Source organism: Enterococcus sp. DIV0756, from assembly GCF_051710745.1.
In the GTDB taxonomy this organism is placed as follows: domain Bacteria; phylum Bacillota; class Bacilli; order Lactobacillales; family Enterococcaceae; genus Enterococcus_A.
Map to the genome: position 1 here is coordinate 1,442,562 of NZ_JBIOLF010000001.1, position 19,508 is coordinate 1,462,069.

The following is a 19,508-nucleotide window of genomic DNA, read 5'->3' on the forward strand; positions in this document are numbered from 1 at the left end:
CAAGAAGGAGCTTTCTTGGTTAAACTAAAGAGAATTTGGAAAAAGTACCAGCGCTTTACGAGTGGCTGGTATCTGCTATGAACATCAGATAAAATTTTTTCTAATAGAAAAGTATTTAATAGGAACGAGGAATTAAATTATGTCAAATCCTACAATTGCCATTGTTGGTCGTCCCAATGTTGGAAAATCAACCTTGTTTAATCGGATCGCTGGGGAACGTATTTCGATCGTGGAAGATACCCCAGGCGTTACGCGCGACCGGATCTATGCAAAAGGCGAATGGCTAGACCACGAATTTTCAATCATTGACACCGGCGGGATCGATATTGGTGATGAACCATTTATGGAGCAGATCAAACAACAAGCACAAATTGCTATCGATGAGGCGGATGTCATTTTACTTGTTGCCAGCGGTAAAGAAGGCGTTACGGATGCCGACGAAGCAGTCGCTAAAATCTTGTATCGCAGTAAAAAACCGATTATCCTCATGGTTAATAAGGTGGATAATCCGGAAATGCGCAACGAAATTTATGAATTTTATTCATTAGGCCTTGGCGAACCTTATCCTGTATCGGGAAGCCATGGACTTGGTTTAGGTGATGTGTTAGATGAAGCGGTTAAACATTTTCCAGAAGACAATGAAGAGGACGAAGACCAGTCCATCAAATTCAGCTTGATTGGTCGTCCCAATGTCGGGAAATCTTCTTTAATTAATGCTATTTTAGGTGAAGATCGAGTGATTGTCTCTGATATTGAAGGGACGACTCGTGATGCCATCGATACAAAATTTGTTGGCGAAAATGGTCAGGAATTTACCATGATTGATACCGCCGGGATGCGTAAACGCGGAAAAGTTTATGAGAATACTGAAAAGTACTCAGTTATGCGCGCAATGCGAGCAATTGATCGTTCGGATGTCGTACTAGTTGTTTTAAATGGAGAAGAAGGCATTCGGGAACAAGATAAACGAATTGCTGGATATGCCCATGAAGCGGGGCGTGGAGTGATTATTGTCGTTAATAAATGGGACCTGGTGAAAAAAGATACCAATACCATGAAAGAGTTTGAAGAAGAGATTCGGGATGAATTTGCGTATTTAGATTACGCACCGATCGTTTTTGTTTCTGCTATGACAAAGCAACGCTTGAACAAGATCCCAACGATGATTGAAGAAGTCAGCATGAATCAGAACTTGCGAATTCCTTCATCTGTCTTAAATGATATTATCATGGATGCAGTAGCGATCAATCCAACACCCACAGACAAAGGCAAACGTCTGAAGATTTTTTATGCTACACAGGTAGCGGTAAAACCACCAACCTTTGTTGTCTTTGTAAATGAAGAAGAGCTAATGCATTTTTCATATGCACGCTTTCTAGAGAATCAAATTCGAAAAGCCTTCGAATTTGAAGGAACACCGATAAAAATAATCGCTCGCAGAAGAAAATAAGGTATTTTATCATACTTTTATTTTGCTGACAACAGATTTCACTGAATGATAAAACAACCATGAATTTTGTGCCATTAATCGCTAAAAACCTTGCTAACATAAGGTTCTTATGCTATCGTTATAACAGAATATTGACCAAATCAATATTTCTTTACTGATGACTGGACCACTCAGTTTATCAGGTGATGTTTTTAACATCAATACTCATTTCTCAGGAGGTGAATTCATTCATGGCAAACAAAGCAGAATTGATCGAAAAAGTTGCAGCAGCTACTGACTTAACTAAGAAAGACGCTACAGCTGCTGTCGATGCTGTATTTTCAACTATCCAAGACGCATTAGCTGAAGGTGAAAAAGTTCAGTTGATCGGCTTCGGTAACTTTGAAGTACGTGAACGTGCGGCCCGCAAAGGACGTAACCCACAAACTGGTGAAGAAATCGAAATTCCAGCAAGCAAAGTACCTGCATTCAAACCAGGTAAAGCGCTAAAAGACGCAGTTAAATAATTTTTGCTGCTGAAACCGTTGTGACTCTTGAGTCGCAACGGTTTTTTTCTCGTTAAAAATGGAATCAGAATTATTAGATACTTATTTCTAGTAGAGATCGTTATTTCACTCAATTTTTAACTTATTTTTCATTTTACGAAAGCCTTGGCTTACGATAGAATAATAAAGAGGATTTAATGAAAAAGGAGAAAGTGGGTGAAGCGATGTCGAAGGAAAAATTATATTATGTGCCGAAAAATGATTCTTGGCATACCTATGAATTTCTTGCACAACGGCAAAACGATCCAAAGTGGCGACAAGCTTTTTTAGCTGCGGAAGCACAGATTGAAATGGAAGACAAAAAAAGAAAACGTCGCAACTTTATCATATTATTAATATCCGTCCCGCTAGTACTCATCGGAGTAATGGTTGGGTTGTATTTCTACGGGTCTTCCGATGATGTAGTCATTCCGAAGCGCGAGATAAGTTTAAATGATTCGGTAGAGGCATCGTCAGAGGTAACAGAGGAATCATCGACAGTTGATACCTCTAGTATCGGACAAGTATTGACCACGCCTTGGGGCGAGCAGGTAACGGTTTTACGTATCTTACCAAACGGTGAGCGGGTCATCAAAGAGGGCTATTCGCCATCAGACTTAAATAATGACGGGGTACTAACCTTTGAGGAATTGTCCGAGGTGGAAGAACGAGCAAATCAGCAGCAATATCAACAAACACCGCAGCAAGGACAAAACAATTATCAGCAGCAAACACCACAGCAAGGACAGAATAATCAACAACAGCAGGTGCCGCAGCAAGACCAAAATCAGCAACAGACACCTCAGGGAAATCAAGGGGTGCAACAGAATCCATCCAACGGGCAACAACCCGCTTCAAATCAAGAAGGACCTGTGCAAGAGCAGCAGACGCCGCAAAGTCAATAATTTCTATGATTTGCTTGGGATAGCTTTTGGATCTTCAAAATTTTTAATATTTGAGTGATTTTTGAAGATGATGGACAAAATGACCGACAGCCTTTCGCAGATTTGTTGCGGGAGGTTTTTTTGTAGTATAAAATGAAGTAAACGGGGTGAGTGTGATGGAAGTAACATACCGAAGCAAGCTTAATGAAACACGAATCACATATGGTGAAACCGTCGCTTCAATGATGCGTAAAAAGAATTTGGAAAATAAACAGATCCTTTTTTGCGGCAACCAGCGTTACTATGACCTATACGCGGAGAAGCTTCGGCAATTTATTCCGAAATCCAGCTCACATGATTGGTTTATCACACCGAATAATCGTTACTGTAATACGATGGAAAATTTTCAGGAGTTGATTCGCTATCTGGAACGATTCAGCCGCCAAAAAGAAACGATTTTCTTGGGTATTGGTAATGAAGGAGTGATTGAACTACTGGGATTTACGCATCATGTAGCAAATGTTAAAGCGGAATTATGTTTTTTACCGGTTTCGCTGCGTTCCTTCGCTCAAAGTCTTTCATTTGTTGATCAAATTCTTTCCGAAAAAAATTTATTGACCGTCATGGAGATCGAAGAGGTGCCTCAAAGTATCTTATTTGATCATACTTTAGCTGATCAGCAAACAACCGGGAAAATGGTGGACCTTTTAACCTTGATTCGTTGTGGAATCGTTTGTGATTACCCCTTTTTGCAAAGTTTATATGTCAATTTTCCAACTCGCGAAGCGTTATTGCAACAGTCGTTTTCAGCTTTCAGTGAAAGACTGATTAATTATTACCAAACAAATAGCGAGCAGTTACGTGATTTTGGCAAAATCTTTGAGCGGGCTTTTTTTCAAACGGAAAATGGGTCCCTGTTGTCAAATAGTATGAAGACGATGTTTGGATTATTGTTTGAGCTGGCTTGGAATGTTTCAGCAAGTAATCTTCATTTCAATTTCAAAAATTTTATGATATGGTTGGTGCGATTAGGATTTCCTATCATTGTGCCAGAGGGAATTTCGCTAGCTGACTATGGTCAGCAGGTGATTGCTTTAGCAAAAGAAAAACCATTGGCTGGGTTGATCCAAGTCGGTGAGGTCGGAATGAAAAAGGTTCCGACACAAAAAGAATTGCTTCAAACATTTGAGTTATATGAAAAAATCGTTACAGAGATCAGGGGAGAATAGATGTCAAGTTATAGTGAAAAAATGCTCGCAGCATTAAAGGAAGAAGATTTAAGTGAAGCAAATCTGATGTTCGAAGAGGCGCTTAAAAAGGATGAGCCAGAAATTCTGGCAAGTCTAGCAGAAGAACTGCAAGCATTGGGCTTTCTGGATGAAGCGAAACGTATTTTGGAAAAATTATTGAAGGATTTTCCTGAAGAAGATGTTTTCTATCTTTCATTAGCTGAAATTGCCATTGAAAATGATGACATTGATGCGGCCTTCGAATATCTAGAAAAAATTGCACCGGAAAGTGAAAACTATTTGGAAAGCTTATTAGTGACAGCCGATTTGTATCAAGTTTTAGGCATTCCTGAGGTGAGTGAAGCGAAGCTATTACAAGCCAAAACGATCGCTCCTGAGGAACCTTTAATCACCTTTGCTTTGGCAGAGCTGCACTTTACGGCCAATCAGTTGGGTGAAGCTATTAACGAATATGGACAGCTTCAAAAGCAAGGAATTGATGAAATTGCCAATATATCAATTGATGAACGAATTGGCACAGCTTATAGTATGATGGGAGGCTTTGAAGAAGCGATTCCATTCTTGGAACGCGCATTGGAGCAAGAGCATACTTCAGACCGTCTCTTCCAATTAGGGTTCACCTATTATCAAATTCACGATCATCAAAAGGCCATTAATTATTTACAAGAGCTGATTACACTTGATCCGCAATATCAAAGTGGTTATTACTATCTTGCTGATAGCTTGAAGGAAGAAGAGCTGTTGGAAGAAGCATTGGTCGCTGCAGAAGAGGGAGTCAAAGAAAATCCTTACCAAGTGGAGCTGTTGCATCTCGCGTCGGAAATCGCTTATCGCTTGCGTGATAGCAAGAAGGCTGAGGAATTGTTGCAGCAGGCGTTGGAAACTGGCGATAAAACAGATGAGACCTTATTAACCTTGAGTAATCTCTATTTGAATGAAGATCAGCCGGATAAAGCGATTGAGATGATCAGCCAAATGGATGAAGAAGGCAATCCTTATGCTGCTTGGAATTTGGCTCAGGCCTATAATGAACTAGAGGATTTTGCTGCTGCTGGGACTTATTATAAGCAGGCTTACGAAGAGTTGGCACATGAGCCAGATTTCTTAAAAGCTTACGGAATCTTTTTACGAGAAGATGGTCAGTTAGAAGAGGCGCAGACAGTATTGACACATTATTTAGAAATGGAACCAGGTGATTTAGAAGTACAATCATTATTAGAAGAGTAGAGAGGTGAGGAAAATGATCGATGTAGGTGAAAAACGTGAATTTCTTGTCTGGTTAATCAACAACGTGAGTTTTCAACGACGAGAAGTGATCTGGATTTTGAACTATCTAATTAATCATGAAGCCATTTTGCGCAATGTCCATATTGTGGAACAAGCGTTAGAAACGGAACGTGGATTGGTTTTTCGTGATATCACCCAACGGGAAGAGCCGATGGTCTTTTCAATTGAAGGGCATCAATTTACAAATAGTGATCAAATTTTTCATGAAATTCGTCTGCATTGGCAACAGCCTTTGTACTTAGAATGCATTTTCCCAAATTCTTGGCAAAATGCCCAATACTTATCTGTACTTGAGGATAACCCAGCTCTTTCTTGGAATGACAATGTCAGTCAGGAAATTGTTTCAGAGGTCGAGAATTTCTTAAAACATCAGGAACAAGAGGCGCAAATCAATCTGCTTAAGAAGCAGATCGATATGGCCTTGGAAGATGGGGATAAAGAAGCATTCCTCATTCTTTCAGACGAACTGAATCGCCTGAAACTTACGTTAAGTCAATAAAAGCATCGCACCGTTCGCCAATCAAGCGAATTTGTGCGATGCTTTTTCTAATTGGAACGTTTTAAAGTAAATCTCCGTCGCTGCGGTCTTAGGTACGTGAATCCTTCTCCTTCAACATCATGGACATTGCTGATTAGGATAAAGGCTTTTTCATCAACGGAGTGAATAATTTTCTTCACTTCATTAATTTCTTGTTGAGATACCACAATGTAAACAATTCGTTTTAACTCTGAAGAAAATCCGCCTTCGCCATGAAGGTAAGTAACTCCCCGTTCTAAATGAGCCATTAATAACTCCGCGATTACATTGCTTTCGTTAGAAATAATCATCACGCCTTTAGCGGCATAACCACCCGAAGATAATACATCCACTACTTTACTAAAGACGAAGGATACGATCAGCGTATACATCATACGCTTTAAATCTAAGTAAGTCAGTGAACAAATCAATACAACAATATCAAAAATCAGTAAGGATTTTCCCATGGTAAAGCCGATTTTCTGTTCTAAGATCCGTGCGATCACATCCGCGCCTCCAGTGGTTCCGCCGTTTCGATAGACCAAACCACTACCGAAACCAGCAAATAACCCGGCCAAGATAGAGACAATGAATAGGTCGTGATCCAAATTAATCTGTAGGGGAATCCGTTGCCAAATCCATAGGAAGACAGACAAGCAAACGGTTCCTAAAATAGTGTAATAAAAGGAACGTTTTCCCAAAATCTTTCCACCAATTAAAATCAATGGAATATTGATAAGCAATGTAGTATAGGCAGGATCGATGCCAAAAAGAGCGCGAATAATCAGAGTAATACCGGTGACGCCGCCTTCTGCCAAATGATTGGCAATATTTAAATAAACAAGACCAAATGCATAAATGGCTGTTCCCACCACAATAAATAGAATTTCTTTGATCCGTGTAGTCATAGTCGTTTCCATACGACACCTCCTGATTTGTATTTGATGAATAGAGAGCGACCAAAAAAACTTGCACAGACGCTTGTCTTGTGCAAATTTGATCCTCAACCAACATAGCACGAAATTCAGATAGTTACAACAACATGATAGGAAACAAAACTGTTTTTTGATAAGATAGGTTTGAGGTGGTTTAATGAATGAAAAGACAATGAAAATCATGCAACAGGAAGTTGATGATTATATCCAACAATTTAAAACCGGTTATTTTTCCCCGCTTGGTCAAATGGCCCGCTTAACAGAAGAAGTCGGAGAACTGGCGCGTGAGGTCAATCATTATTATGGAGAAAAGACAAAGAAGGATACTGAAAAGCCAAAAACGGTTGAAGAGGAGTTAGGAGATGTCCTGTTTGTGACGATCATTATGGCGAATTCCCTGGGAATTGACTTAACGGAGACCTTTAATCGCAACATGGAGAAGTTCAATCAACGTGACCGTTTTCGCTTTGAACGCAAAGACGGTTTGACGGAAGGGGACGCACAATGAGATTAGAAGCCTTTCCTTTAGAATTTCAAGGGGCAATGCCAATCTTGCGCAAGCTACAGGAGGCAGGATACGAAGCCTATTACGTTGGAGGCAGTGTTCGTGATATTCTCTTAAACAAACCGATCCATGATGTAGACATTGCTACCAGCGCTTTTCCGGCGGAAGTCAAAGAATTGTTCCATCGGACCATTGATGTTGGCATTGATCATGGAACGGTGATGGTGATTACAAAGGAAGCCACCTATGAAGTCACAACATTTCGAACAGAATCAACCTATCAGGATTATCGGCGTCCGGATCATGTAGAATTTGTTCGCTCCTTAAAAGAGGATTTAAAGCGCCGCGATTTTACTATTAATGCATTAGCGGTGGGAATTGATGGTACGGTGATTGATTTATTTGACGGGTTAGATGATCTGCGAAATAAAGTCTTGCGGGCAGTAGGGAATCCCTATGAACGATTTCATGAAGATGCCCTGCGAATGATGCGTGCTCTGAGATTCGTGAGTCATTTAGGTTTTACTCTTGAACCGAATACGTTTGAGGCGATTCAAGAATATCACTCACTACTAGCGAAAATTTCTGTAGAACGGATTAACGTGGAGTTTGTGAAGTTGATGATGGGGTCATTTAGAGAAGCAGGGCTGCGTTCCTTTGTTGAATCAGAGTGCTATATTTATTGTCCGGGACTACGTGATTATGGATCTGCATTGTTAAACTTTTCAGAGCTTCATGGTCCGGCTATCCCTACAGAACGTCAGGCTTGGACTTTATTAATGACGATGCTGGATATGAACATCACCGATATTCGCTACTTTATGAAGGAATGGAAGTGCTCCAATCAATTGATTCGTGAAGTAACTCAAATGGTTCCAGCGTTACAATTCCGTTTGAAATATGAATGGGACAATTGGACGTTGTATCAACTGGGCAGAGAGCTAGCTTTATCCGTTGAGTATTTGCTTTATTATTTTGATCGGGAACCCAATCTGGCTAAAATTCGCTTGCTTTATCAATTCTTGCCGATTTATTCATTAAAGGATCTAGCTTTGAAGGGGAATGAAGTGAAGGATCATTTTGATTATCCTCGCGGCCCGTGGATCAGCATGACCTTGAGTAAGCTGGAGCAGGAAGTCGTTGAAGGCAGATTGAAAAATGAAAAAGAAGCATTGCTGGCTTTTGCAGAGGATTTTTTGAAAAAGGAGATGCCATGAAAAATTTAGTTCAACTTTATCAGGTGAAGGAAGATCAAACGGCGTTAAAAATGGGTTCAGGTGATTTGGAGGTTTTGGCAACCCCGTCTTTGGTGGCAATGATGGAGAATTGTGCCAAGCTACTCTTAGCGCCTGAGCTTTCCGCTGAGCAAACCAGTGTTGGTTTTAAAATGGAATTAAAGCATTTAGCACCGACAGCTGTTGGGGCGGAGGTAAAGGTTGAAGCAGAATTACTTGAGAAGGAACGAAACAGAGTCTTTTTTTCCATTAAAGCGTTTGATGATGGACATTTAATCGGCGAAGCAACTCATCAGCGAGTGATCGTAGAAACAGCAGCTTTCCTAAAAAAACTGAAGTGAGAGCACAACATGTGACCGTTTACTCAAGGTATGCTAAACTAATTTTAGATCAGTAGTGAGGAGAATGTCGAATGGCAAGAGAAATGACAGCGTTAAAATTCTATTTTCGTAATGGCGAAACATGGACGATCGATCGTCGTTACATCGGTGATTTATGGATCAAACAAATTACGACTAGCTTCGGAAGAATTCATGGAAGTGAGTTTGTAGAAATCCATCCATGTGCCGGATTTAAAATCGAAATTTATCAAGAAGGCGACCATGTACAAACGACGGATATCAACCTAGGAGGATTAGAACTAGGTATGTTCGAACGTGCACGGAAATTTGAGGACATCGAGCGAATGGACATTATTTATCGTGCAGGACATCCTGATTCTGTGTACTTCCCGTACAAGGACAAAGACACTGAAGGTCTTGACAATGTATATCAATCAACAAAAGTTTCTGAAAAAACAAAAAGCCTATACATCGTAATCGATCCAACAAAAAATGTGGATGATGTTTACGGCGATCAATTTTAATCATTTGCTAAACAAGTATTCCCTCGTGAATGCTTGTTTTTTTTGTGTAAACAGAAAAACGTTTGTAAATTCATTGAGCTGAAGTATTTCTTTTTAAAAGAGAATTAAAGAAATTATTAAGGTACCAGAATAAATACTGAGTTCCCTCTTGATTTATTATTCAGGTACCTGTATTATATAGATGTAAGGTACCTGAACAAAATCAAAGGAGAGAGTACAATGGAAAATCAATTAAATGAACAATTTATGAAACTGCAACATGACTTGCGTCGTTATTACCATCGTCAAATGGCTAAAAATCAAGGATTTGGACCTCATCGTGGACAAGGCAGAGTTTTAGCGTTGTTGAAGATGAACCCTGAGATCAGTCAAAAGGATTTGACGTTTGTCCTAGGGATGCGGCCACAATCAGTTGGCGAGTTATTGCAGAAGTTAGAGGATAAGGAATTAATTACACGTGAAGCATCAGAACAAGATCGTCGTGTAATGATCATTCGTTTAACAGAGCTAGGTCGTGAAGAGGCAGAAAAGCTCTCAGAGGCCCCAGATTTTGGCGAAGAATTATTTGCTGATTTTAACGAGGAAGAAAAAGTTGAATGGACACGTCTCGTAGAAAAACTAAGTGAGACATTGAAAAATGAATTAGGCGAGGAAGATCCAGAGGAATTCTTTGGTGGCGGCAGAGGCTTTGATGGTCCTCGTCCACCGCATGAACATGGACCTCATGGTCATGGCGGCCCGCACGGTAAGGGCCCAGGTCATCCCCATCACTTTTCAGAATTCACTGATTTTAACTGGTAAGCAAAAGACCGCAAAGGAAAAATTTCCTTTACGGTCTTTTTTTGTTACAATAACGGAGAGAAATTTGAGGATGGTTCGAGATGAAAGAATTAAAAGTAACAGAGCTTTATAAAACCTTTGGTGACAAAACATTATTTGACCGTATTTCTTTTTTAATTCATGAAAAGGATCGAATTGGTTTAATCGGAGTTAACGGCACCGGAAAGTCTAGCTTATTAACGATTTTAGCTGGAAAAGATAGCGGTGATGGGGATGTTTCAGCGATTGAAAAAGCAAGTGATTATCGGATTGGTTATTTGGCGCAGGAGCAAAATTTTTCTGAGGAATTATTGGTATTAGATGTTGTCTTTCAGGGAAATAATCCATTGATGCAAACAGTTCGCGACTATGAAAAGTCTTTACTGCAATTGTCACATGAGAACAATGCAGAATCTCAACGACAATTTACGCTAGCGGAAGAAGCCATGAACAAGCAGGATGCCTGGACAGCGGATAGCGAAGCGAAAGCAATTTTAAATAAGCTGGGGATTGATACGTTGAACAAGCGAATCAGCGAGCTTTCAGGAGGACAGATTAAACGCGTAGCATTGGCTCAAGTATTGATCGATGCGCCTGATCTGCTTTTACTAGATGAGCCCACTAACCATTTGGATTATGATGCGATTCAGTGGTTGGAAAGCTATTTGAAAAGCTATACTGGCTCATTATTGATGGTCACCCATGATCGTTATTTCTTGGATCGGGTAACAAACCGGATTTTTGAACTTTCTTTCGGCAAGCTCTACGAGTATCAAGGCAACTACGAAGCCTACTTAGTTGAAAAGGCGGAACGTGATCGGGTGGCAGTGGAGCAAGAGGGCAAAAGAAAGCAGCTCTACAAACAAGAATTAGCTTGGATGCGCGCAGGAGCAAAAGCACGAACGACTAAACAGCAAGCACGGATCAATCGATTTGAGGACTTGAAAGAAAATCTCAATCAAGTGAAGACCGATGGTCAGCTGGAAATGAATATCGCAACAACGCGACTCGGCAAGAAGGTTTTAGAGGTTAAGCAAGCTTCCTATGCGATCGAAGGGAAAACGATCTTGAATCAGTTTGATTTGCTGATTCAGACAAAGGAACGTCTTGGAATCACTGGGAAGAACGGGGCAGGTAAATCGACCCTGTTGAATCTTTTAGCCGGGCGTTTGCAAGTAGATAGTGGTGTGATCGAAGTAGGTGAAACGGTTCGTTTGGCTTACTACACCCAACAAAATGAAACGTTAGATCCAAATAAACGCATGATTGCATATTTGCAAGAGGCCGCAGAAGAAGTCAAGCAACGAGATGGTTCGCAAATTAGTGTCGCGGAAATCTTGGAGCGTTTCTTATTTCCTCGTTTCATGCATGGAACCCTGATCGGTAAATTATCAGGTGGTGAAAAGCGGCGGCTTTATTTGCTGAAGCTGTTGATTCAACAGCCGAACGTTCTATTATTAGACGAACCCACCAATGATTTGGATATTGCCACGCTGACGGTTTTAGAGGATTACCTTCAGGAATTCTCAGGAGCAGTTATCACCGTTTCTCACGATCGCTATTTCTTGGATAAAGTGGCGGAGAAGCTTTTGATTTTTGAAGGCAATGGAAGAATTGTTTCTTACTTCGGTTCAATTATGGATTACTTAGAACAGCAGGTTCCAGTAAAAGAAGAAAAAGCGATTAAGCTGAAAGCTCAGCCGAAGGAACGCAAGAAAAAGCTTTCTTATAATGAGCAAAAGGAATGGGAAACCATTGAAGATGATATCGCTCTGCTGGAAAGTAAGATTGATGAGTTAACGGAAGAAATGAATCATCAAGGCGATGATTTTACAAAACTGCAGGATTTGCAAAAGGAAATTGATCAGACGGAGCAGGCGTTGGAGGATAAAATGGCGCGTTGGGAATATCTGAGCGAAATTATTGAGGAAAATTAACGGATGATTCCGTTAGGACATGGTAGGAGGAACGATATGTTAATTGCGATTTGGGCGCAGGATGAAAATGACTTGATAGGGAAAGAAAATCGGTTGCCTTGGCATTTGCCAAATGATCTGCGCTTTTTTAAAGAAACAACGATCAACCATACTCTAGTAATGGGACGGAAAACCTTTGAGGGAATGGGAGGCCGGCCATTACCAAATCGCCAAACGATTGTACTAACACGAGACAAGAATTATCAAGCGGATAATGTAGTAGTGATGCATTCTATGGAGGAAGTTTTGGCTTTTGCCCGTACTAACGACGGCGGAACATTCATCGCTGGCGGTTCTGCAATCTATGCGGAATTCCTGCCGTATTGTGAGAAAATCTATCGGACCTTTATTGAGGAAAGCTTTGAAGGCGATGCTTATTTTCCTGAAGTCAATTGGGAAAAGTGGCAGTTGACCAATCGAAAACAAGGACCTCAAGATGAAAAGAACCCTTATCGTTATTATTTCGAAACGTATCAAAGAATCGAGTCTTAAAAACACGGTTCTTTCAAGATTTTTAAAGAAGTAGTTTCAACAATGATTTATTTCATTAGTTTTGATATACTAAAATTAATTTGAAACTAGGTATGGAAAGAAGGATCAGAATGCCAACTGTTAAAATTGTAACCGACTCGTCTTGTACGATCGAAAAATCTGTTCGAGATGAATTAAATATTACTGTCATCCCATTATCAGTGATGATCGATGATGTGGTGTATCCTGACGATGATGAATTAACCGGTGAGCGGTTTATGGAGATGATGGCGCAGGCCAAAAATTTACCCAAAACCAGCCAACCACCCATCGGCTATTTTGCGGAATTATATGATGAATTAGGAAAAGATGGCAGTCCCATTGTATCAATCCACATGTCGCACACATTAAGCGGAACTGCCGAAGCAGCTCGGCAAGCGACGTTTCTAAGCAGCAGCAATGTGACAGTGATTGACTGTGGGTTTATTGATCAATCGCAAGCTTTTCAAGTCATTGAGGCAGCGAAGTTAGCCCAAGCTGGCGCTTCCTTAGAGGAAGTTTTAGCCGGTGTAGAAAGAGTGAGGGACCATAGCAAGCTGTTTATCGGTATTTCGTCACTTGATAATTTAGTCAAAGGAGGACGGATCAGTCGTGTAGCGGGCGTCATCTCCAGCGTGTTAAATATGCGCGTTGTGATGGAGTTGGAAGACGGCGAGTTATTGCCGATCACTAAGGGCCGCGGCAAAAAGACATTCAGTAAATGGTTTGCAGCATTCAAAGATGAATTAGCTAAAGTCAACGTCAAACAAATCGGGATTTCCTACGCTGGAAAATTGGATTTTATTGACGAAGCGAAACAAGCATTGCAAGAAATGTTTCCCGATATGCATATCCCAGTGTTGCACACGAACCCAATCGTGGCTACCCACACAGGACCTGGTGCTTTTGCAATCATGTACTATACAGATTAGTCGTCCCTGCCTCTAGAGATAGAGGCGCTTTTTTTACGAAAGATAAGCTGATGAGGACACTAATTGTATAAAAAGAAGGAGCAGATGAATGAAACGATTTTCAACAGTATTGATTCCAGTGGTAACGGCGATTGTTACGCTACTCGTTCTTTTTCTAACGATTCCTAAAGCGGAGTCGCGAATTCGTGTCGTTCGAGAGGATGACCAGAATTATAAGAAATCTGTCCATTTTGTGGCGGTAGGCGATTCACTAACGGAAGGGGTAGGCGATGAGACGAAACGCGGCGGTTACGTGCCTTTAGTAGCAGATGCGCTGCAGCAAAAATATGAGTTGTCGTCCATTGAAAAGGATAATTATGGCGTTTCCGGTGAGCGCAGTGATCAAATTTTAAAACGGGTAAAAAAAGACTCTGACCTGCGCAATAGCCTTGCCAGTGCTGATTTTATTACGATGACCGTGGGCGGAAATGATCTTTTTCAGGCATTTCAAAAAAATATCACCGCAAAATCAGCGAAACAATTCAATCGTCCAATCAAAAAATATGGGCAGTATGTGACGAATATTTTGGAGGAAATGCGGGAACTAAACCCTAAAGCACCAATTTATGTCGTCGGTATCTACAATCCGTACTATCTGAATTTTCCAGATATCAAAGCGATGCAGACAGTAGTAGATAATTGGAACGAGGAAACTGAACGGTTGACTAAGGAAATGACCAACTGTTTCTTTGTCCCTGTCAATGATCTGCTTTACAAAGGAATCGCTACTAAGGATAGTGATGAAACGACCAGTTCCAACTCTGAAGTGAAGAACGATGCCCTGTATGACGAAGACAATTTTCATCCAAATAACCTAGGCTATCAATTGATGGCAAACGCGATTCAGGAAAAAATTGTCGATACGAAGGATTTATGGTTAATAAAGGAGCGCAATTAATGACCGAAAACGAAGAAAACAAAGAAATCGAAGAACAGAAGGTTGCTGAGAAAAAGACCGAAACAAGAAAGACAAAAACCGTAAAAAATAAAATCAACGGCTGGAAGGTCGCGTTTTTGGTCTTAATTGGTATTATACTAGGCGGGCTCATTTTCTCTACGGTCCGAATATTCACGGCTCGTGAAACGAATCTGCCGCCTAGCAGTGAAACAACAGTACCGAAAGGTTCACCTGTCTTAACGATGAATACGAACAAAAAGAAATTGAACACTGTAATGGCTTACTTTTTAAATGATCTGCAAAAGGGCTCAGATATCAAGTATGAGTTTTATTTAGAAAATCAAGCGATGCTAAAAGGTGAGTTCAAAATTTTAGGCGCCGATGTGGATTTTTATCTTTACTTTGATCCGTATGTTATGGATAATGGCAATGTTCAATTAAAAGCACGGGATTTATCAATTGGGTCTTTAAATCTGCCGGTCAGTCAAGTGATGGAAACAGTGAAGCGCGGATACAAATTCCCTAAATGGGTAGCGATTGATCCGAAAGATCAAACAATCGTTTTGAAATTGAATGAGTTCAAACTAAGTAATGGAATGTTCATCAAAGCCAACCATATTGATCTTGTGGGCGATGATATTCAATTTAGTTTGTATTTACCAAAAGAAAAGAAAGCCAATGATTAATCAAGCAAATGAAGAGCAATCATTGAGGTGAATCAAATGAGAAGAAGCTTTTACCATTATATACTGACGCAACGCGGGCATAACCTTCATGATCCTGTTGAAGCATTTGCGGGGGAAGTGGCCAAAGATATCATGTTTCCGAAGCAGTCGGAGGATTATCATGAAATTGCCGATTACTTAGAATTAAATGTTGATTATTTGGACTCGATGGATTTGTTCGATCAAGTATGGGATAAATACTTAGAAAACAATAAATAATAAAAAGGAAAAGTTGTTGAAGGCTTTTCCTTTTTTTTCTAGCGTGCTATCATGAAAAAAAGGGTGAAAGGAAAATGCGCCTTGCAGAAAAAAACAGTACCAGTATCGATTTTTGTCATTTCGATCATATGCACGATCGTCATCACTGCAGTAGTCACTCATTTTATCGAGCAAAAACAAGCAATGGATAACGATTCAGTTGTCAAGATTACTCGTGATGATTTGGACGATGTTCAGGATTTGTATGATTTAATCAGCACCAATTATGTAGATAAAGTAGATAAAGAACAACTGATTCAAGGGGCCTTAAAAGGGATGACAGAGTCTCTAAATGATCCAGAATCCGAATTTTTAACTGCGAAAGAAACCAAAGAATTAAATGCCAAAGTAGCTGGAAGTTTCGAAGGCATCGGAGCCAATCTGCAGCTGGAAAATCGCTTGCCAGTGATTGATCGCGTTCCTGTCAAAAATTCTCCTGCTGAAAAAGCCAAATTGAAGGCCAAGGATATCATCTTAGAAGTGGATGGTAAAACGACGAAAGATCAGTCGTTAGATCAGATCGTCAGTATGATTCGTGGCAAAAAAGGCACACAAGTAAAATTGTTGATCCAACGAGGCAATGAAGAATTTGAAGTCTCACTTGAGCGGGATGTCGTTCCTGAGGATACCGTAAAAGGCAGCCTTGATAAAGAAAACCCGACAATTGGCTCGATTCAAATTGATAATTTTCGTGAAACAACAGCGTTAGAATTCAGAACGATTATTGAGCAGTTACGAAAAGAGGGAGCGAAATCCTTTGTGATCGATCTTCGCCAGAATTCCGGCGGACTGATTGCTGAGGCAGAACGTGTAGCTAGTTACTTTTTAGAAAACGGTGACACGATCGCACAATTCTCAAACAATAAAAAAATGATCTCCGTTGATAAGGCGGGGAAAAAGATCGATCAAGGATTTAAGGTGAAGGAACCGACAGTCTTTTTAATCGATCAGGAAAGTTCGTATGGTGCCGAGTTAGTTGCAGCTGCGGTCAAGAATAAAAACTATCCGCTGATTGGGGTCAATACTTTTGGCAAGGGCAGTGTTCAAACGCTTAGTCCGATCGGTAAGGATAATTTTGTTCAATTGACGATTATGAAATGGTTCGCGCCAGATGGGTCTTCTGTTGAAGGCAAAGGCGTCACGCCAACGATCGAAGCAGATTATCCTGAATACGCGAAACTCCCACCTATCTCTAAGCAATCAAATTGGCGCATTGGTGATTCTGACAGTGCGATTAAAAATCTTAATACGATGCTAAAGGCTTTGGGCTACCCAACAGAGGGGGATCTATTCAACGAAGCGACAAAAGAGGCAGTTAGCGAAATCCAGATAGAAAACAATTTATCTGCAACTGGCGCGTTGGACGATAAAACAGTGGATGCGATACAAGAAAAAGTGTTTGCGCTTGTTAAATCCAATGATGTTGCTTATGCTAAAGCTATAGAAACACTTAAAAAATAAAGGGTGTGACAGAAGTGGTCAGCGGCAAGAAAGTTCAGCTTATTTCCGAAGAAGCTACTTCTGGAACACCGTTCATTCGGAAAAAGGGACTGTGACAAGATGTTTCTCACAGTTCCTTGATTGCAAGGGGGGGAACCATTGAAAAATTTACTAACCAAATCGCACCTGTGGCTAGGTGTCAAATATTTATTGATTTCCCTCTTTTTTGGTGTGGTCATTCGCGGTTTTCTCTTGATTCCGGTCCCGGTAACAGGCAATTCAATGGATCAGACGCTTTCCCAAGGTGATATGGTCCTAATGGAGAAATTTAGTCGCGTCAAACGGTTTGATGTGATTGTATTCCAACAATCAGATGGCACAATTTATATCAAACGAGTGATTGGTCTGCCTGGGGATGAAATCCGTTACGACAAGGATCAGCTCTATATCAATGGTAAGAAGGTTACCGAATCGTTTTTAACGAACAACCGCAGTCACGACCACCAAGTTTCACCTTATACGACTGATTTCACTTTAAATGAATTAACTGGAGAGAAAAAATTACCAAAGAATGAGTACTTTGTCTTAGGAGACAATCGGCGAATCTCGAAGGATAGTCGTTCGTTCGGCACGGTACAAAGCGATGATATTTTAGGCAAGGCCCAAGCGGTTTATTACCCGTTAACACATATCAAGATTATTTCGTAGCAGAAACAAGAGGTTCTAAGCTCGTCTTTTGAGTTTAGAGCCTCTTATTTTTATCCCGTATAGCTAATTGATTTAACGTGCAACTAAGATTTTTTCGAAAGAAGTGTAAAAAAAAATTGAGAAAAGTTCTCATTTTATTCAATTGAAGTCAAATTTTTATTGGGTTACTCTTGAGGTAGGAAGTCGACTCCTAATCAATGATGAAGGAGAAAATTATATGTATCATGCAAGATTTAACGGCACACATTATGAAATTGGTAAAAAATGGGGACTGCTGCTTAAGAAAAATGGCAAGCAGCTAGTAGACACTATTCCCTTTGAAATGACAAAGGAAATGTACGAGTTCGGCCAACAATGCTACCCGGTCTATAAAGAATTTTTCCCTGAGATTATTGAGGAAATAAACGGAATTGCAGACGGGCAAGAGATCGATCCTGAAACGCTTTATGCTGTCCTGTTTTCAATGTATTCACTCGTCAGGGTCACAAATTGTTCAAGCTTTATTATTAAGAATGAGCATTCCTTTTTACTAGGGCGGAATAGCGACTTTTTAACGGCGATTGAAAAATTGTATATGAATTGTCTTTATACTTTTAAAGAATCCGATTCCTACGCTTTTTCAGGCAATACGACGGCTTTCGTGGAGATGGAGGACGGTGTAAATCAATTCGGACTTGCTGTTGCATTGACCTCTGTGTTTCCTGATCAGCTAAAACCTGGGATGAATGTGGGCATGATTTTGCGTGTGCTGTTGGAAAAATGCCAGACAGTCACAGAAGCTCTCGAATGGCTAAAAAGACTGCCACGTTGCTCAGCGGGCACTTTGGTAATGGCTGACTCTTCTGGCGACGCCTGTTTAGTTGAATTTACCAATGATAAAGTGGCTTATTCTGCCTTGGATAAAGAAGGCTTCCTTTGCGCTACCAATAGTTTCCATTTGCCGGAAATGGTTTCGCGAAAAATAACCATTGAAGATGATTGGTTTGCTGAAGAGCGGTACCAGACATTGGAAGACTATTTAACGGATCATTTTCGAGAGGTGGGCTTGTCTGAGTCTAAGCAATTACTAGCCGGTGAATTTGGCTTTTTGTGTCAATACGATCGTAAGACAGGTAAGGATACAGTTTGGTCTGCAATCTATGATCTAAACAGTAAGCAGGTTTATCGCTGCGAAGGCAATCCAGCACGGAAAACGTATCAAGAAGATGCAAGGTTTCGGATTCAATAACGAGGGTTCAGTTCTTTAGCAAAATAAATTTGGATCAAACACCATTTACTAGTGAAGGCTTCACATTTTCCGATAAAAGAGGATAATTGCAATAGAAACTATCCTATTTCTTCGTAGAGACGATCAATCAACGCGATCGTCTCTTTCTTTTTTGTATCGTAATCATCAAAAGCGTTCATCAAAGGCAAGCCATTAATAAGTTCGATGATCGCGAGGTAGCCTTGAATGATTTCCTGCAGCTCCTCAATCTTCTTTGAAAAAAAGATTTTGGAATTCTCAGCAGCTTCTATGTGATTATGAGTGCTATGAAAGTTTCGAAGAATTTTTTTGATTTCATCAATTGAAAAATGGTAATGACGCATTAACAGGATGAGTCGCATCGTTCTAAGGTCTTCATCAGAATAATAGCGATAACTATTTTCTCCTCTTTGTGGAGTAATCAACTTTCGTTTTTCATAATAGTGCAGGGTGGAAATAGGAATATTCAGGATTTTTGCCGCCTGTTGAACTTTGTACATCGTTG

22 protein-coding genes are annotated in these 19,508 nt (G+C 40.3%); 20 read left to right on the forward strand and 2 right to left on the reverse strand.

Annotation, left to right across the window (positions count from 1 at the left end):
- Nucleotides 1–139 precede the first annotated feature (139 nt).
- The 6 genes from der (at nucleotide 140) to IGI44_RS07000 (ending at nucleotide 5,894) form a co-directional block, all read left to right on the forward strand.
- The gene (der, locus tag IGI44_RS06975; protein WP_438787059.1) at nucleotides 140–1,450 is read left to right on the forward strand and encodes a ribosome biogenesis GTPase Der; all 1,311 of its coding nucleotides are present in this window, start codon (nucleotides 140–142) and stop codon (nucleotides 1,448–1,450) included.
- Between the two features lie 230 nt (nucleotides 1,451–1,680).
- Nucleotides 1,681–1,956 (forward strand): HU family DNA-binding protein, encoded by a 276-nt coding sequence (locus tag IGI44_RS06980; RefSeq protein ID WP_010744623.1) that lies wholly within the window; start codon nucleotides 1,681–1,683, stop codon nucleotides 1,954–1,956.
- A gap of 176 nt (nucleotides 1,957–2,132) precedes the next feature.
- Nucleotides 2,133–2,879 carry a hypothetical protein gene (locus IGI44_RS06985; RefSeq protein WP_438787060.1) on the forward strand — a complete coding sequence of 249 codons (747 nt, stop codon included), beginning with the start codon at nucleotides 2,133–2,135 and terminating at the stop codon, nucleotides 2,877–2,879.
- Between the two features lie 155 nt (nucleotides 2,880–3,034).
- On the forward strand, nucleotides 3,035–4,087 hold the full coding sequence (locus IGI44_RS06990) for a hypothetical protein (protein WP_438787061.1): 1,053 nt from the start codon (nucleotides 3,035–3,037) through the stop codon (nucleotides 4,085–4,087).
- Complete coding sequence (locus IGI44_RS06995) at nucleotides 4,088–5,335, forward strand: tetratricopeptide repeat protein (RefSeq protein ID WP_438787062.1); 1,248 nt, start codon at nucleotides 4,088–4,090, stop codon at nucleotides 5,333–5,335.
- A 13-nt stretch (nucleotides 5,336–5,348) separates the two neighbouring features.
- Nucleotides 5,349–5,894, forward strand: a complete 546-nt coding sequence (locus IGI44_RS07000; RefSeq protein ID WP_438787063.1) for a YpiB family protein — start codon at nucleotides 5,349–5,351, stop codon at nucleotides 5,892–5,894.
- A 47-nt stretch (nucleotides 5,895–5,941) separates the two neighbouring features.
- On the opposite strand, the gene IGI44_RS07005 is transcribed toward IGI44_RS07000, so the two are convergent.
- Nucleotides 5,942–6,832, reverse strand: coding sequence for a YitT family protein (locus IGI44_RS07005; protein ID WP_016179954.1), 891 nt, complete (start codon nucleotides 6,830–6,832; stop codon nucleotides 5,942–5,944).
- Nucleotides 6,833–7,004: 172 nt separating this feature from the next.
- Between IGI44_RS07005 and IGI44_RS07010 the strand changes: the two genes are divergently transcribed.
- The 14 genes from IGI44_RS07010 to IGI44_RS07075 all read left to right on the forward strand — a co-directional run bounded on the left by IGI44_RS07010 (nucleotide 7,005) and on the right by IGI44_RS07075 (nucleotide 18,985).
- The gene (locus IGI44_RS07010) at nucleotides 7,005–7,355 is read left to right on the forward strand and encodes a nucleotide pyrophosphohydrolase (protein ID WP_438787064.1); all 351 of its coding nucleotides are present in this window, start codon (nucleotides 7,005–7,007) and stop codon (nucleotides 7,353–7,355) included.
- Entirely contained in the window at nucleotides 7,352–8,569 is a 1,218-nt protein-coding gene (locus IGI44_RS07015) for a CCA tRNA nucleotidyltransferase (RefSeq protein WP_438787065.1), read from the forward strand. Before IGI44_RS07010 ends, IGI44_RS07015 begins: the two co-directional genes overlap by 4 nt.
- The gene (locus IGI44_RS07020) at nucleotides 8,566–8,928 is read left to right on the forward strand and encodes a thioesterase family protein (RefSeq protein WP_438787066.1); all 363 of its coding nucleotides are present in this window, start codon (nucleotides 8,566–8,568) and stop codon (nucleotides 8,926–8,928) included. The genes IGI44_RS07015 and IGI44_RS07020 overlap by 4 nt, the downstream gene beginning before the upstream one ends.
- A gap of 71 nt (nucleotides 8,929–8,999) precedes the next feature.
- Nucleotides 9,000–9,452, forward strand: coding sequence for a hypothetical protein (locus IGI44_RS07025; protein ID WP_048718266.1), 453 nt, complete (start codon nucleotides 9,000–9,002; stop codon nucleotides 9,450–9,452).
- Nucleotides 9,453–9,671: 219 nt separating this feature from the next.
- The gene (locus IGI44_RS07030; RefSeq protein WP_438787067.1) at nucleotides 9,672–10,253 is read left to right on the forward strand and encodes a MarR family winged helix-turn-helix transcriptional regulator; all 582 of its coding nucleotides are present in this window, start codon (nucleotides 9,672–9,674) and stop codon (nucleotides 10,251–10,253) included.
- A gap of 80 nt (nucleotides 10,254–10,333) precedes the next feature.
- A complete protein-coding gene (locus tag IGI44_RS07035) occupies nucleotides 10,334–12,208 on the forward strand; it encodes an ABC-F family ATP-binding cassette domain-containing protein (RefSeq protein WP_438787068.1) in 1,875 nt (624 codons plus the stop codon).
- Between the two features lie 36 nt (nucleotides 12,209–12,244).
- Nucleotides 12,245–12,739 (forward strand): dihydrofolate reductase, encoded by a 495-nt coding sequence (locus tag IGI44_RS07040; RefSeq protein ID WP_438787069.1) that lies wholly within the window; start codon nucleotides 12,245–12,247, stop codon nucleotides 12,737–12,739.
- Nucleotides 12,740–12,849: 110 nt separating this feature from the next.
- Nucleotides 12,850–13,689, forward strand: coding sequence for a DegV family protein (locus IGI44_RS07045; protein WP_438787070.1), 840 nt, complete (start codon nucleotides 12,850–12,852; stop codon nucleotides 13,687–13,689).
- Nucleotides 13,690–13,777: 88 nt separating this feature from the next.
- A complete protein-coding gene (locus tag IGI44_RS07050; RefSeq protein WP_438787071.1) occupies nucleotides 13,778–14,626 on the forward strand; it encodes an SGNH/GDSL hydrolase family protein in 849 nt (282 codons plus the stop codon).
- A complete protein-coding gene (locus tag IGI44_RS07055; RefSeq protein WP_438787072.1) occupies nucleotides 14,626–15,312 on the forward strand; it encodes a YpmS family protein in 687 nt (228 codons plus the stop codon). The genes IGI44_RS07050 and IGI44_RS07055 overlap by 1 nt, the downstream gene beginning before the upstream one ends.
- A gap of 36 nt (nucleotides 15,313–15,348) precedes the next feature.
- Nucleotides 15,349–15,570: a YozE family protein gene (locus tag IGI44_RS07060; protein WP_438787073.1), complete on the forward strand. Its 222-nt coding sequence runs from the start codon at nucleotides 15,349–15,351 to the stop codon at nucleotides 15,568–15,570.
- Nucleotides 15,571–15,651: 81 nt separating this feature from the next.
- Nucleotides 15,652–17,070, forward strand: a complete 1,419-nt coding sequence (locus IGI44_RS07065; protein ID WP_438787074.1) for a S41 family peptidase — start codon at nucleotides 15,652–15,654, stop codon at nucleotides 17,068–17,070.
- 138 nt (nucleotides 17,071–17,208) lie between these two features.
- Nucleotides 17,209–17,757, forward strand: coding sequence for a signal peptidase I (gene lepB / locus IGI44_RS07070; RefSeq protein WP_438787075.1), 549 nt, complete (start codon nucleotides 17,209–17,211; stop codon nucleotides 17,755–17,757).
- 217 nt (nucleotides 17,758–17,974) lie between these two features.
- Entirely contained in the window at nucleotides 17,975–18,985 is a 1,011-nt protein-coding gene (locus tag IGI44_RS07075) for a C45 family autoproteolytic acyltransferase/hydolase (RefSeq protein WP_438787076.1), read from the forward strand.
- 98 nt (nucleotides 18,986–19,083) lie between these two features.
- Here IGI44_RS07075 and IGI44_RS07080 read toward each other — a convergent pair whose 3' ends face one another.
- Nucleotides 19,084–19,503 carry a MerR family transcriptional regulator gene (locus tag IGI44_RS07080; RefSeq protein ID WP_438787077.1) on the reverse strand — a complete coding sequence of 140 codons (420 nt, stop codon included), beginning with the start codon at nucleotides 19,501–19,503 and terminating at the stop codon, nucleotides 19,084–19,086.
- Nucleotides 19,504–19,508: the final 5 nt, after the last annotated feature.